The 13,683-nt window shown below is 40.9% G+C and carries 12 protein-coding genes; 2 read left to right on the forward strand and 10 right to left on the reverse strand.

Translation table 11 applies throughout. The annotated features are described in order from the left end of the window. Positions 1–129 precede the first annotated feature (129 nt). The 7 genes from cobB to HMPREF1052_RS03995 form a co-directional block, all read right to left on the reverse strand. Positions 130–849 carry a Sir2 family NAD+-dependent deacetylase gene (gene cobB / locus HMPREF1052_RS03965; RefSeq protein ID WP_005759809.1) on the reverse strand — a complete coding sequence of 240 codons (720 nt, stop codon included), beginning with the start codon at positions 847–849 and terminating at the stop codon, positions 130–132. A gap of 15 nt (positions 850–864) precedes the next feature. Beyond that, the gene (locus HMPREF1052_RS03970) at positions 865–1,824 is read right to left on the reverse strand and encodes a hypothetical protein (RefSeq protein WP_005759792.1); all 960 of its coding nucleotides are present in this window, start codon (positions 1,822–1,824) and stop codon (positions 865–867) included. Next, positions 1,824–2,807 (reverse strand): hypothetical protein, encoded by a 984-nt coding sequence (locus HMPREF1052_RS11475; RefSeq protein WP_005759904.1) that lies wholly within the window; start codon positions 2,805–2,807, stop codon positions 1,824–1,826. The genes HMPREF1052_RS03970 and HMPREF1052_RS11475 overlap by 1 nt, the downstream gene beginning before the upstream one ends. A gap of 211 nt (positions 2,808–3,018) precedes the next feature. After that, positions 3,019–4,734, reverse strand: coding sequence for a DUF262 domain-containing protein (locus HMPREF1052_RS03980; protein ID WP_005759906.1), 1,716 nt, complete (start codon positions 4,732–4,734; stop codon positions 3,019–3,021). A gap of 112 nt (positions 4,735–4,846) precedes the next feature. After that, a complete protein-coding gene (locus HMPREF1052_RS03985) occupies positions 4,847–5,674 on the reverse strand; it encodes an SIR2 family NAD-dependent protein deacylase (protein ID WP_005759947.1) in 828 nt (275 codons plus the stop codon). Positions 5,675–5,738: 64 nt separating this feature from the next. Then, the gene (locus HMPREF1052_RS03990) at positions 5,739–6,497 is read right to left on the reverse strand and encodes a PP2C family protein-serine/threonine phosphatase (protein ID WP_005759935.1); all 759 of its coding nucleotides are present in this window, start codon (positions 6,495–6,497) and stop codon (positions 5,739–5,741) included. Positions 6,498–6,514: 17 nt separating this feature from the next. Continuing rightward, the gene (locus HMPREF1052_RS03995; RefSeq protein ID WP_005759853.1) at positions 6,515–6,979 is read right to left on the reverse strand and encodes a hypothetical protein; all 465 of its coding nucleotides are present in this window, start codon (positions 6,977–6,979) and stop codon (positions 6,515–6,517) included. A gap of 307 nt (positions 6,980–7,286) precedes the next feature. On the opposite strand from HMPREF1052_RS03995, the gene HMPREF1052_RS04000 reads away from it, so the two are divergent. After that, on the forward strand, positions 7,287–8,498 hold the full coding sequence (locus HMPREF1052_RS04000; RefSeq protein WP_005759832.1) for an ATP-binding protein: 1,212 nt from the start codon (positions 7,287–7,289) through the stop codon (positions 8,496–8,498). Positions 8,499–8,586: 88 nt separating this feature from the next. Beyond that, the gene (locus HMPREF1052_RS11050; protein ID WP_231284613.1) at positions 8,587–8,757 is read left to right on the forward strand and encodes a DUF4209 domain-containing protein; all 171 of its coding nucleotides are present in this window, start codon (positions 8,587–8,589) and stop codon (positions 8,755–8,757) included. A 232-nt stretch (positions 8,758–8,989) separates the two neighbouring features. Here HMPREF1052_RS11050 and HMPREF1052_RS04005 read toward each other — a convergent pair whose 3' ends face one another. From HMPREF1052_RS04005 to purL, 3 genes are all read right to left on the reverse strand, one after another. Further along, a complete protein-coding gene (locus tag HMPREF1052_RS04005; protein ID WP_081484387.1) occupies positions 8,990–9,391 on the reverse strand; it encodes a helix-turn-helix transcriptional regulator in 402 nt (133 codons plus the stop codon). Further along, on the reverse strand, positions 9,321–9,653 hold the full coding sequence (locus HMPREF1052_RS11205) for a hypothetical protein (protein WP_147280365.1): 333 nt from the start codon (positions 9,651–9,653) through the stop codon (positions 9,321–9,323). Before HMPREF1052_RS11205 ends, HMPREF1052_RS04005 begins: the two co-directional genes overlap by 71 nt. Before the next feature lie 73 nt (positions 9,654–9,726). Next, positions 9,727–13,620, reverse strand: a complete 3,894-nt coding sequence (gene purL / locus HMPREF1052_RS04010) for a phosphoribosylformylglycinamidine synthase (RefSeq protein WP_005759839.1) — start codon at positions 13,618–13,620, stop codon at positions 9,727–9,729. Positions 13,621–13,683 lie beyond the last annotated feature (63 nt).

The raw sequence follows: 13,683 nt of genomic DNA on the forward strand, positions 1-13,683 counted from the left end.
ACATTTAAAAGCGATTTTTAATACACAATAACTTGATGAAATTTCAACCATTCGGAATTTCCGAATAGTTCGCTAAGAAGATAATCGCAAGGTTAATCGTGAATCTACAAACTCGCACCGCTCGCAACCTTATTTCTCCAACTGAGCCAACACCGCTTTCACAAATTCAGGCACAATTTCACTTGCCTTGCCGTATTTTGCGTCTTGGAATGCATTTTTGACTTTGCTCGGTTCTAAATTCAGCTCAACGGTTTTCGCTCCCCAATTATTGGCGACTTGCACAAAGCCTGCCGCTGGATAAACATTGCCCGATGTGCCGATAGAAACGAAAATATCACAATCCATCAACGCCTTTTCAATTCGTGCCATTTCCAACGGCATTTCGCCAAACCAAACAATATGCGGACGCAGCCGTGCAGGTTGAACACAGCAGGTGCAACGGCTTTCATCAGTCACATCGCCTTGCCATTCATACGCCGAGCCTTTATTCGGGCAACGTACTTTCAACAGTTCGCCGTGCATATGGATCACATTTTTTGAGCCTGCCCTTTCGTGCAAATTATCCACATTTTGCGTCACAATCAGCATATTTTCGCCCAATTTCACTTCTAATTCGGCAAGGGCAAGATGAGCCGCATTGGGTTGCACTTCAGGGTCAAACAGCTTACGGCGGCGTTCATTGTAAAAGCGTTGCACCAATTCACGATCCCGCTTATAGCCCTCAGGCGTTGCCACATCCTCCACCCGATGATTTTCCCACAACCCATCCTCCGCACGGAAAGTCCGAATGCCCGATTCCGCTGAAATACCTGCCCCAGTTAAAACCACGATTTTTAGATCTTTTTTCATTTTTTGCTCCTACTTTTAAGCAAACCGCTTTTCCGCCATTTCCAACATTGCTTGCAAATTTTGGCAGAATAATTTCATATGTTGTAAAAATTTATCCGTGTCATCATAAAAATCTCCCCCAATCGTCATCTGTATTTTATCGCCAGCACGGAAAAAAGTGAGATGTTGCATTCCCTCTATTTCCTTATTAAGCAATAGTGCCAGCGTGCCAATATTGGAAAAGGTCATTATATCCTCATCTCGCTCAACAATCGCATTGCCGCAAAGATAGGCATTACCGCTAATGTTAGTATCAAACTTCACTTCGGTATTACCCTCCACTATCGCTTCGCCACAAATATCAGAATCATAAATTTTAGCATTACCGTAAACTTGAGCATTATCACTAACACAACCGCCATAAATTTTGGCATTGTCAGATACAGAACAATTATCTTTTAACCAACCGCCTCGTATTTCCGCATTATCGCTTACAGTAATACACCCCTTATCATCACCTGATACTCTCCCTGCTGAAAATATCGCATTACCATAAATATCAAATTGCGTATATTTTGCTTCTGCATTACCGTATATTTTGGCATTACCCGTCATTGTTAAACCCACTTTATAAATAAAGGCATCACCATAAATTTTTGCCTGCCCTGAAATATCAGATTGATAACTTTCAATACTTTCATCAGAAAGCCAAGCGCGCCCAAATACACGGCTGTTTTCACGCACTACACAGCAACATTTAATAACCGCATCATTTTCTACTCGAGCATTATCCAACACATAAACTGCTTTTGTAATCCAACAATTCCCTTTTTGAGAAAGGTTAGATTCTTTTTCAATATAGCCGCCTAAATCGCCTTTTTTAACTTTTAACGCCCAGCCTCGTTCAATTTCAATTTTAAAATCTTTTAAGGCTTCAATTTGATAAAGGATTTTATCGCGATATTCCACGGTGTTTTCAGTTAAACGATATTTCATTAAAAATCTCCTAAAATGCGTGATTTTGCAATTTGAATAGCTGTTTCATATTCTGTATAAGCCGATAATGCTTTACGCACTTGCTCTGGGGAAAAAGACTGATCGTTATAGCGAATTTCAATGCCGTTTTCGGTTTTATAGGCTGTGAAATATTCCAAAAAATCGGAAAAAATCTTGCTCTGTACAAAATCATTTTGCGAGCGAATAAACGCATTGCCTGCAATCGTACCATCGCCACCTATTTCAATGCTCTGTGTTTCATCAGTATTTATAATTTTGGCATTTTCTGAAAAAGATACACTGCCACTAATTACGATGTTTTGCCCTACAATTTGGACATTATTTTTAAAACGATTACCACCCGTAATTTCAGCACCACAAATTTTGACATTATCTTGAATATCTACATTTCCCCCTTTAATTCTCGTATTACCATAAATTTCAGCATTACCTGCTAAACAACACTGCGTCCCAATTTGAGCATTGCCATAAATCTGAACATTATCGCCAATCTTAATATCGCAGATCAAAGAACCGCCTATTACAGCATTTTCAAAAATTTTAACTGCATCAAAAATATTCGTATTTTTACCGCCTACCTCTGCATTTCCAAATATCTCTACCTCATCACAAACTGTACCTTTAACAGAAACCTTGGCGTTATCATAAATTTTTACCTCGCCATAAAAATCTCCCCTTGTAATACGAGCATTACCAAACACTTGCACCGCACCATTCAAATAGCTAAAACCACCCACATAGCCATTTTCCGATACGCAAGACTTATCTCGCACCTCTGCCGAATTTGCCACCCAACAATTCCCCTCGTGGGAAAGATTATGCTCACCACTTACAAATCCGCCCAAATCGCCAGTTTTCACCTCGGTATTATTACTGGTCGTAAAATCTCGCAACGCCTGAATTTGATAGAGCTTTTGCCCTCTATACTCTTTGTCACCTTCAATTAAACGGTATTTTTTCATTTTTATACTCCTGTTTCATTAAGAATAAGGCTATTTTATTTACCATTGCGACAATTAGTGTCGCAAAATGCTAAATTTTCTGGCCAAGTAGGGCATAATATCCCTCTCTTTAAAACAGGCTTATCCCCCAAATTAAAAGTCGTAAAAAATAAAAAAGCGGTGCAATTTTGCGAAGTTTTTGCAAAATTGCACCGCTTGTTAAATAAAATAATTAAATTACTGACATGATAAATTCAACAATTTTATCCCGCCGTTTCTCAATCTCTGCTTTTTTCCATTTCGGATTATTTTCCGTCATTGAGAAAATTTCTCGTTGCTGTGCCAGATGGTTGTCTTTATAGCTCATTCTTTTTTCATCAAATGAGCAATTCCCCAAAGAGCAATTCTGAGACTTTGAAATCAGCAAAAGATTACCCAATGAATGCAAATAACTTGTTTCAAATTCATTATCGTAATCATCATAGCCACTTGCAATTTCAGATTGATCTCTCGGTGTTTTAGGCGAAATATGTTCTAATTCCGGACTTTTTACTTCATCAAAACGAGTTAATGCATAGCCATTGGCATTTTGAGACTCCAAATGATTTTCATATTTCCATAATAGAAATTTAGCAACAGGGTGATAAACATTCCCTAACAATGCTTTTTTGACAATATCATTTGTCCAGTATCCCCACCATTCGTAGTTTGTTGTTTTCAATTCATCAATCTTAGCCAAAATTGGAGTAATATTCTTATTTTCAGCAATAAATTCTTGATAAACACCATTTAATCTTGCCGTTAAATCTGCCCGTGTTCCTGATAATCTGTGTCTCAATAAAACAGACTCTAATGCTCGGAATAATGCTACTTTTTCTTCCATAGGAATACTGAAGTTATAAGCCTTTAACACAAATGGCATCACAGCCCCTAAGTTCCCTAATGAAATGAAAGAGTGAATTTGATGTGTATCTTGATCATCTTTAGTAAAGAACAACTTCAAACTTTCAAAACCTTGAGAAAGTTTTAAAACAAATTCTTGGATAAATTGAACACCTTTCTCTTCTAATCTTTTAGCAATCCATTCTTGCGGTGTCATATCATTCAATGTATTCAAATTATTGCTATACACTCTAATAGTATAACGAAGAACATCATCTTCACTAATTTTATATTCTATTGATGATATGGATTTATATATGATTTCAAAGCGATCTTTAATTTCATTTAATAAACTGTCTTTCGCAGATATGCCATAAAGATGTACATAAAACATCAATTCTGCTTTAATTATTTCCAAATCTGTCGGCTTCTTACCACGGTTATTTTGGAAAATAAACATCTGAATAGCCTCTGATTCATCTGTTACTGCGTGAGTAGTACAAGCGGCATCACTGACAATATCCAATAACCTTAACAATTTTTCTTCGTCACAATCTACAAAACGCGCATAAAAATACTGAAATGCTTGTAAGAAACGACGCTTAGATTCCGTATCTGCACTTTGCAGTTCTGTTTCTGAATTTTTCACATTATCAATAATGACATCTTTAAATAAGAGTCTGTCATACTCAACCGTTTGGAAACGATCTTGCTCATAATACTTGATCATTTCACCATATTTAGCTTGCAATTTAGGCGGTAATTTTTCAATACCGTTTACATTATGAATTTCTTTTAAACGCTGAAAAAGTGCAGCAACAAAAATAACAATCGTCGTTAATCGCTGTTGCCCGTCAACAATGTGGTAAATATCATTACCTTTATTTTCAAAAAGAAAATGCCCAAAGTAATAAGCTGAATGAGACTGGCTTTTGCGGTATTCTTCCAAATCTTGCAAAAATTGGCTTACCTGTTTATCTCTTTCCCAAGAGTAAGCTCGTTGATAACTTGGAACAATGATTTGGCCATTGGCTAACATTTTTCGGATAGTAGTAGAAGATTCCATAAATAGCTCCGTGTTTTAAAAGATGGATAATTCTCACACAATTATCACAAGCAAGCAAGCAAGCAAGCAAGCAAGCAATAAATTATTGATTTTGTTAGAAAAAACTTCAACTCTACTTATTTAATAATTTATCAATCGCCCTCAACGCCTCCAATCCGCCCATTTCCAAACTTAAAAAATGCATTTTGGGCACGCCTGCATCTATGGGGTTAATGCGGATAAGTCCGCCTTTTTTCTGTTTAGCAGTGCGTTCAGAGAAATTGCGGACAGTGGGAATGGCTTTTCCTGCACCGATTTCAATTACCACAGGGCATTGCGTTTTGTGTAGCCATTCGTCTAGCAACGCCTGTTTGCCAAGTTGGTAGCCTTCGCTGTATGTCCAGTCATTGAACATCAGCACATTTTGCCGAGCCAAGCCGCCGCAATGTAGGCAGGTTGGGACTTCACTGGTAACAATACATTGTTCATCATCAGTTACGGGGCGGTAGCCGTATGACCACCAAGATTTATCCTCGCAATTCTCCACGCACTGCAAGCGGTCTAATGTGCCGTGGCATTCGTAAATGCGGCTTTCAGCAAAGCCTGCCTTGCGGAAATGCCCATCCACATTGCTGGTGAAAACGAAATAGCCGTGCGGTTTTTCCGCTGCCCAGCGTTGCAAAATGGCGTAGCCCTCGTGCGGTTCGGCTTGGCGATATTGGTTTAGACGGTGAGCGAAAAACCATTTGGCAAGCTCGGGGCGGTATTGGTAAGCCTGCGGCGTGGCGATGTCCATAAATTGCAAATTGAATTTTTTCAGCGGCGGATAGGCGTTCCAAAATCCGCCCACACTGCGGAAATCAGGCAAACCGCTATCCACCGACATTCCTGCCCCAGCGGTAATTAAAATGCCATCTGCTTGGCGGATAAGTTCAGCGGCGTAGTTAAGATCGTTTTTCATAAGTTACTCCTTTGTATTGTTTTGAGCAATTTTATGGATTAACACGACAATTTGTGTCGCACAATTACACTATTTCACAAACCACCACCGAAAAATCATCATACAAGCGGTGTTTTTTCACCATTTTTCTGCAAATTTGTAACCGTTCGGTGTTATTGGTGTAGCGTTGCCAAATATGAGCAAGCTGTTGTGGAGTGATGTAATCGTGCAAACCGTCCGAACAGAGCAAGATACTTTCGCCTTTTTCCAGCTGAAAGGCAGCCGAATGAATGCGGAAATCCGCCGCATCAAAATCTGCGGTAATGCAATCCGATAAGGCGTGATACATTGCGGCGTATTCTATTTCTGCCAAAGCTAAACCTTGAGCTTTCATTTCTGCCAGCACGGAGTGATCAAAACTAAGCTGGCTCCATTCGTCCGTTGCAGAAATTTTATAAGCTCGGCTGTCGCCAACATTCAAAACATTGCCATTTCCGACTGCACTTTTTTCATCAAAATGCAGCTCACAGCCGACAAATGTGCTGCTAGTGCCGAAATCAGACAAGGCAAATCGCTCACAAAGTTCGGCTTGAACATTGCGTAACCAAGCGGCATTTAACGCTTTACAGGTGGCGATCTTTTCCATTAAAAACCGACTGGCAAGCTGTGGTTTTGGGCAGTTGGAAATGCCGTCCGCCACGCCCAAAATCACTTTTTTATCGTCTAAAATATCACTTTCCGCATTTTTCAGCTGCCATTGATACACGGCTTTGCCGTTGAATAGTGCGTCTTGATTTTTCTGGTGTTTGTTGCCTGCTTGCTGGCAGTAGGTAAGTTGGAACATTTTATTCTCCACAAAATTTAAAGCTCATAGCCTGCTAAAATGAATAACTTTAATGCAAAATTCTCATCTCTTTCAAACTTCATTCCAAAACAAAAGTCGCCATCATCAGACATTAGCAATCTTACCCAGTCTGTCACTGTACAATATTCTGCCAAACTAAAGCCGAGACTCACCGTTATATGACAAAATAAATGTTGATACCGTCTAATTTCTTGAAAAACCAGACTTAATTGATGTGCCAATTCCTTATCATTTTTCCAAGTCTCGATCCGAATATCATAACTTTTAAGATTTTTCATTTCGCTGACATATTTCAGATCCTTTTCGTCAAGATGAATAGAATTATCACTAGATAAAGCTGCATTAAATAAAGCCATCAGCTCATTTTTTTCTAATTCAGTTCTGATGATATTACCTTGTTTAACAAGGATTTTTTCAGATTTTTGTAATTGATGAATGATGTTTTCAATTTCTGTATTCATTTGTTTTTCCTCTATAAATTTAGGGTATTTTATGTATAGATGAGTCATTTTGTGTCGCTAAAAAATTATTTTTAGCGTTAAATAAAAAATAGAGATCTTTTAAACAGGAAAAAATCTGAAATTAAAAGTCGAGAAAGTGAGAAAAGTGCGGTAAAAATCGAAATAGTTCTCCCAAACGCAACAGAATGATCAACTCCTAGCAATTCATACTCATAAAAAAATAATTATTTATGATATTTTTATGGTTATAACCAAAAATAAATAGTAAAATTGTTCTTAATTTAGAACATAACCAAAATACTTTACTATGATCAATCGACCAAATTACATTCAACAACTCAAACCTTTTATCAACACACCTTTAATCAAAGTGATTACAGGGATTCGCCGTTCGGGTAAATCTACGGTAATGAAATTATTGAGGGCAGAACTTATTGCACAAGGTATTAGCGAACAGCAAATTATCCATATCAATTTTGAAAGTTTTGCATTTAGTGAGTTCAAAACTGCCGAAAAGCTTTATGCATTAATAAAAGAGAAAATTCAGGCGGCAGACAAATACTATTTGCTGCTTGATGAAATCCAAGAAGTTGCCGACTGGGAAAAAGCCGTAAATGCTTTTATGGTGGATTTCAATGTTGATTTGTATATCACAGGTTCCAATTCGCATTTACTCTCGTCTGAACTTTCAACTTATCTAGCAGGACGCTATGTGGAAATACTGATTTTAACTCTATCTTATAAAGAATTTTTAGATTTCAAAGCTGGTTATTCGCAAAAAAATAGCGAAAATCCGACCGCACTTTTCAACGAATATCTGCAAAAAGGCGGTTTTCCTATGGTGCATACAGCAGACTATAATACTGAAACCGCATATAAAATCGTGCAGGATATTTATGCTTCTGTGATTCTGCGAGATACGGTGCAACGGCATAAAATCAGAGATGTAGAATTATTAGAACGCATTGTCAAATATGCTTTTGATAATATTGGAAATACCTTTTCAGGCAAAAATGTTGCAGATTATTTTAAAAGCCAACAACGAAAAGTAGATATCAATACTGTTTATAACTATTTGAAAGCATTGGAAAGTGCCTTTATTTTGCATCGAGTAGAACGATTTGATCTGAAAGGCAAGGAAATTTTGAAAACCCAAGAAAAATTCTATTTGGGCGATGTTTCTTTACTGTATGCCACAATGGGGTTTCGTACCAGCTTGATTGCAGGTATTTTGGAAAATGTAGTCTATCTTGAACTCAAACGTCGAGGCTATCAGGTTTACATTGGCAAACACGGCACACAAGAAGTAGATTTTGTAGCACAAAAACAGAATGAAAAACGCTATATCCAAGTCGCCTATAAACTAGAAAGCGAACAAACCGTTCAACGGGAATTCTCCCCACTACAAGCTATTGCCGATAATTACCCGAAATATGTTATTACAATGGATGATTTCTGGCAGGAAAATATTGATGGGATTGTACATCAGCATATTGGGGAGTTTTTGTTGGGAAGTTGAAATGCGTAATGATAACGACAACTGACTCTGATGGTATTGAGCATAAAATTGGGCTATCGTCCTTGTTAGATAAACCCAAAATAATGAGATTTTAGGCGATAATCTATGGTTTGAACTACAAGCTGTATTTTCGAACTCATTAGGTCCAAATTTAAGAAATGAAGTTGGGCATGGTTTATTGGACGATCAGAAAAGCGATGCAATTTATAGCGTCTATGCTTGGTGGAGGATTTTTAGATGGATTATTCATAATATATAAAGAATGCAAATCATATTTACAAAAAAGCCCCTTGAACAGTTGGTTATCAAGGGGGAATATTCAAGGAAGTTTTATGAAATGTATTGTTTGTTATAGAAATTTCGCTTTAAGCTCTTTCTCTACAGCTAATTGCTGTTAGTTGACTTTTTCGGTCATCGGTTCATAGTAGTCGCCTGCTTCCACACCTTGTAATTTCAACAATTCTTTAAGCCCTTGGCTAAAATGTCTTCGATTAAAGTTGTTCTTTTTCAATATCCCAAATATTATCGCCGAATCGCCGTAACCACCATTTCAGCATATCATTATCAGCAACAGTGGCTTGGAAACGGTAGTATTCTTCGCTTTCTTCCAACAGTTTTTGATCTTTGGAAAGTGGGGTTTCGATCAGATGAAAACCTTCACCGTGTTCAATCGAAAAAGAAAGGCGGATTTTTCCTTGGTTAGAAAAGCCAAGATTGCCTTCATCTTGGTACTGTTGCAGATTAAAATCCGCAGGGCGTTCAAAGCCAAAGGTGGAAATTTTGGCTTTTTGTAAGCGGTGTAAGGCAAGCAAACGGTTATCATCAAATCCTCCAAAACGACAAACAAGATAAATACTCGCCCCTTGTTGAGAAATCGCCAGCGGCATAAGCATGAATAATATCAATAAACTCTTTTATATCAGGATTATTAATAAAATACACATCTCTTTGAGATGGGAAAATCCGCAATGAATAAGTGTATGATTTTCCATTGAATTCAAGTTCTTCTTCTACTATATTAACTATAAAATTTTTTCCTTCTTGGCAATTTTTACTTGCATAATTAAGAATTTCTGAATGATTTACATTTCCTTTGGATTTATAAAAATAAGCATTTTTAGTTAATGCTAGCATTGATTTATCTAACTTTATCATAAACCTTTCCAAATAATATTATTGGTTATATAAATTAAAAAGCACCCGCCAAAGCAAGTGCTTTCCTTAATGTTTATTTAAGTGCCACTCTCGCACTTCTAAACAACCGCATCCAAGCCCCATCTTCCGTCCAATCTTCTGGATACCAAGAGTTACTGATCGCTCTGAACACTCGCTCTGGGTGTGGCATCATTGCCGCTACTCGTCCATCAACGTTGGTGATGATGGTAATCCCCTCTGCCGAGCCGTTCGGGTTGGCTGGGTAGATTTCCGTTGGGTTGAGTTGGCTGTCAATGTATTGTCCGACCACCAAGTTTTGGGCTTTTAAGCCTGCGAGTTGCTCGGCAGATTTGAACTCCACTTGCCCTTCGCCGTGGCTAACCGCAATCGGCATATGGCTGCCTGCCATTCCATTGAACCAGAGCGAATGGGTGTCATTGATTTTCACCATTGCGGCACGGGCTTCAAAGCGTTCAGATTTGTTGCGAACGAAACGCGGCCAGTTTTCGGTGCCTGGAATGATTTCCGCCAAGTTAGAGATCATTTGGCAGCCGTTACACACACCTAACGCCAGCGTGTTCGGGTTGGCAAAGAATTGGCTGAATTGGTCACGCAATGCTGGGTTGAACAGGATTGATTTCGCCCAGCCGCCACCAGCACCTAACACATCGCCGTAAGAGAAACCGCCGCACGCCACTAACGCATTGAAATTATTGACATTATGGCAACCTGCCATTAAGTCAGACATATGCACATCGATCGCATTGAAACCTGCACGGTCAAACGCTGCTGCCATTTCATAATGGCTATTCACGCCTTGCTCACGCAAAATCGCAATGGTTGGTTTCACGCCTTTGTTGATAAATGGTGCGGCAATATCTTCATTCACATCGTAGGTTAAGAATGCAGATAAACCTTGGTTGTTCGGGCCTTTTTTCGCGGCAAATTCTTGGTCTGCACATTCTGGGTTGTCACGCAAACGCTGCATTTGGTGCGTGAGTTCTGCCCAAATGCCACGCAATTCAGAGCGTTTTTCGCTTAGTAATTTGCGTGAGCCGCGGCTGATTTCAAAACGGTCGTCCGCCGTTACCACACCTAATTCTTTGGTAAGGTGGATTAAATTGTGAGCTTTCAACACATCACGCACAGCATTGAGTTCGCTGTCTGCCACTTGGATCACCGCACCCAATTCTTCGTTGAATAACACCGCTAAATCGTTATCGCCAAGGGCTGAAATATCCACATCCACGCCGCAGTTGCCGGCAAACGCCATTTCTGCCAAAGTGGTGATCAAACCACCGTCTGAACGGTCGTGGTAAGCCAATAATTTACGCTCCACCACCAAGGCTTGCATTGCGTTGAAGAAGTCTTTTAACGCTTGAACATTTACCACATCAGCTGGTTTGTCGCCTAATTGTTTATACACCTGTGCTAAGGCGGTTGCTCCCAAGCGGTTATTGCCTTCGCCTAAGTCAATTAAGAGTAAGCGGCTCGCCCCTTTGTCGGTGCGAAGTTGTGGAGTGACGGTTTTACACACATCTTCCACACGAGCGAAGGCTGAAATTACAAGGGAAAGCGGTGCGGTGACAGTTTTCTTCTCGCCATTTTCTTCCCAAGTAGTTTTCATCGACATTGAGTCCTTGCCCACTGGAATGGTTAAGCCGAGTGCAGGGCAAAGCTCTTCGCCCACTGCTTTCACGGCTTCGTATAAGCCTGCGTCCTCGCCTGCGTGACCTGCCGCCGACATCCAGTTGGCAGAAAGTTTAATGCGTTTGATGTCGCCGATATCGGTTGCCGCAATGTTGGTGATGGATTCCGCCACCGCCAAGCGAGCTGATGCCCCGAAATCTAACAAGGCAACAGGGGCTCTTTCGCCCATAGACATTGCCTCGCCGTGGTAAGTGTCTAAACCAGCCGTAGTAACAGCCACATCAGACACAGGAATTTGCCACGGACCAACCATTTGGTCACGCGCCACCATTGCGGTGACCGAGCGGTCGCCAATGGTAATTAAGAAGGTTTTTTCCGCCACCACAGGCAAGCGTAACACACGGTGCAAGGCCTCTTTCAGGTTGATATTAGCGGTTGCAAGCGGTGCGTTTTCCACATTTTTTTGCGAAACATTGCGGGTCATTTTTGGTGTTTTGCCAAGTAACACATTCATCGGCAAATCAATCGGATCGTTGCCGAAATGCGCATCGTGTAAGGTTAAGTGTTTTTCCTCTGTCGCTTCGCCAATCACGGCAAATGGCGCTCGTTCACGCTCACAAAGTGCGGTGAATAATTCCAATTTTTCAGGGGCAACGGCTAACACATAACGCTCTTGCGATTCGTTACACCAAATTTCCAGCGGCGACATGCCTTTTTCATCGCAAAGGATGTTGCGTAAATCAAATTTACCGCCTCGTTCGCCGTCGTGTACCAATTCAGGCATAGCGTTAGACAAACCGCCTGCCCCCACGTCGTGAATGAATAAAATCGGGTTCTCGTCGCCCAACTGCCAGCAGCGGTCGATCACTTCTTGGCAGCGGCGTTCCATTTCTGGGTTTTCACGCTGCACGGAGGCGAAGTCTAAATCTTCTTTGGATTTACCGCTGTCCATTGATGAAGCCGCACCACCGCCCAAGCCGATGTTCATCGCTGGGCCGCCAAGCACGATCAGTTTCGCTCCCACAGGGATTTCGCCTTTTTGCACGTGTTCGGCACGAATGTTGCCGATACCGCCAGCGAGCATAATCGGTTTGTGGTAGCCACGCACTTCTTCGCCCGCAAAGCTGTTTACTTTTTCTTCGTAAGTACGGAAATAACCCAACAACGCAGGGCGACCGAATTCGTTGTTAAACGCCGCACCGCCCAACGGGCCTTCAATCATAATATCCAACGCCGAAGCGATACGGCTTGGCTTAGACAGTGGATTTTCCCAAGGCTGTTCAAAGTTTGGAATTACTAAGTTAGACACCGAGAAACCGGTCAAACCAGCTTTTGGTTTGGCACCACGCCCTGTCGCCCCTTCGTCACGGATTTCCCCGCCCGAACCTGTTGCCGCGCCTGGGAATGGCGAAATAGCGGTTGGGTGGTTGTGGGTTTCCACTTTCATTAAAATGTGAGCGTCTTCCTCGTGGTAGCGGTATTGACCGTCCTGATCAGGGAAGAAACGCCCGATTTTTGAGCCTTCCATTACCGCAGCATTGTCTTTGTAGGCAGACAGCACATAGTCAGGGGTTTTCTCAAAGGTGTTTTTGATCATTTTGAACAGCGATTTTTCCTGTTTCTCGCCGTCAATAATCCAGTCTGCGTTGAAAATTTTGTGGCGGCAGTGTTCCGAGTTCGCCTGAGCAAACATATACAGCTCAATGTCGTTCGGGTTACGCCCTAATTTGGTGAAGTTTTCCACCAAATAATCAATTTCATCGTCTGCCAACGCTAAACCTAAGTTAATGTTCGCCTCTTCTAACGCCTTGCGACCACCGTTTAAAATATCCACGGTAGTGAAGGGTTTTGGTTCTTGTTGGGTGAATAAGATTGCCGCTTCGCTTTCATTGCGGATCACGGTTTCCATCATACGGTCGTGTAACAACGCAGAAAGTGCGGTCTGTTCTTCAGCAGTTAATGCACGCTCAAAATCAAAATAGTACGCCAAACCACGCTCCACACGAGCCACTTGAGCCAAACCGCAGTTGTGAGCGATGTCGGTGGCTTTTGACGACCAAGAGGAAATGGTTCCGAAGCGTGGAATCACAATAAAAGTTTCGCCCACAGGTTCGTGTTCCGCAAGGGTTGGACCGTAGTGTAAAAGCTGGCTGAGTTTGTCTTCTTGCTCCGCAGAAAGCGGGGCGGTTAAATTGACAAAATGCACATATTCCGCATACACGGATTTCACAGGTAAATTCGCATTGGCAAATTTTTGTTGAAGTTGGTTTAAACGAAATTCAGAAAGGGCTGGCGAGCCACGAAAGCGCTTGAACATAGGGAGCATACCTTAATTAGTTAACTAAAAATTTCCTCTATTATAAATGAAATCCATCCAAAA

Source organism: Pasteurella bettyae CCUG 2042 (assembly GCF_000262245.1).
Lineage (GTDB): Bacteria > Pseudomonadota > Gammaproteobacteria > Enterobacterales > Pasteurellaceae > Basfia > Basfia bettyae.

Bases quoted from the DNA above. Each gene is read 5' to 3' on its own strand.
- HMPREF1052_RS03990 (WP_005759935.1), bottom strand. From the start codon at position 6,497: ATGTTCCAACTTACCTACTGCCAGCAAGCAGGCAACAAACACCAGAAA.
- HMPREF1052_RS03985 (WP_005759947.1), bottom strand. From the start codon at position 5,674: ATGAAAAACGATCTTAACTACGCCGCTGAACTTATCCGCCAAGCAGAT.
- purL (WP_005759839.1), bottom strand. From the start codon at position 13,620: ATGTTCAAGCGCTTTCGTGGCTCGCCAGCCCTTTCTGAATTTCGTTTA.
- HMPREF1052_RS03995 (WP_005759853.1), bottom strand. From the start codon at position 6,979: ATGAATACAGAAATTGAAAACATCATTCATCAATTACAAAAATCTGAA.
- cobB (WP_005759809.1), bottom strand. From the start codon at position 849: ATGAAAAAAGATCTAAAAATCGTGGTTTTAACTGGGGCAGGTATTTCA.
- HMPREF1052_RS11205 (WP_147280365.1), bottom strand. From the start codon at position 9,653: ATGATAAAGTTAGATAAATCAATGCTAGCATTAACTAAAAATGCTTAT.
- HMPREF1052_RS04005 (WP_081484387.1), bottom strand. From the start codon at position 9,391: ATGCTTATGCCGCTGGCGATTTCTCAACAAGGGGCGAGTATTTATCTT.
- HMPREF1052_RS11475 (WP_005759904.1), bottom strand. From the start codon at position 2,807: ATGAAAAAATACCGTTTAATTGAAGGTGACAAAGAGTATAGAGGGCAA.
- HMPREF1052_RS03980 (WP_005759906.1), bottom strand. From the start codon at position 4,734: ATGGAATCTTCTACTACTATCCGAAAAATGTTAGCCAATGGCCAAATC.
- HMPREF1052_RS04000 (WP_005759832.1), top strand. From the start codon at position 7,287: ATGATCAATCGACCAAATTACATTCAACAACTCAAACCTTTTATCAAC.
- HMPREF1052_RS03970 (WP_005759792.1), bottom strand. From the start codon at position 1,824: ATGAAATATCGTTTAACTGAAAACACCGTGGAATATCGCGATAAAATC.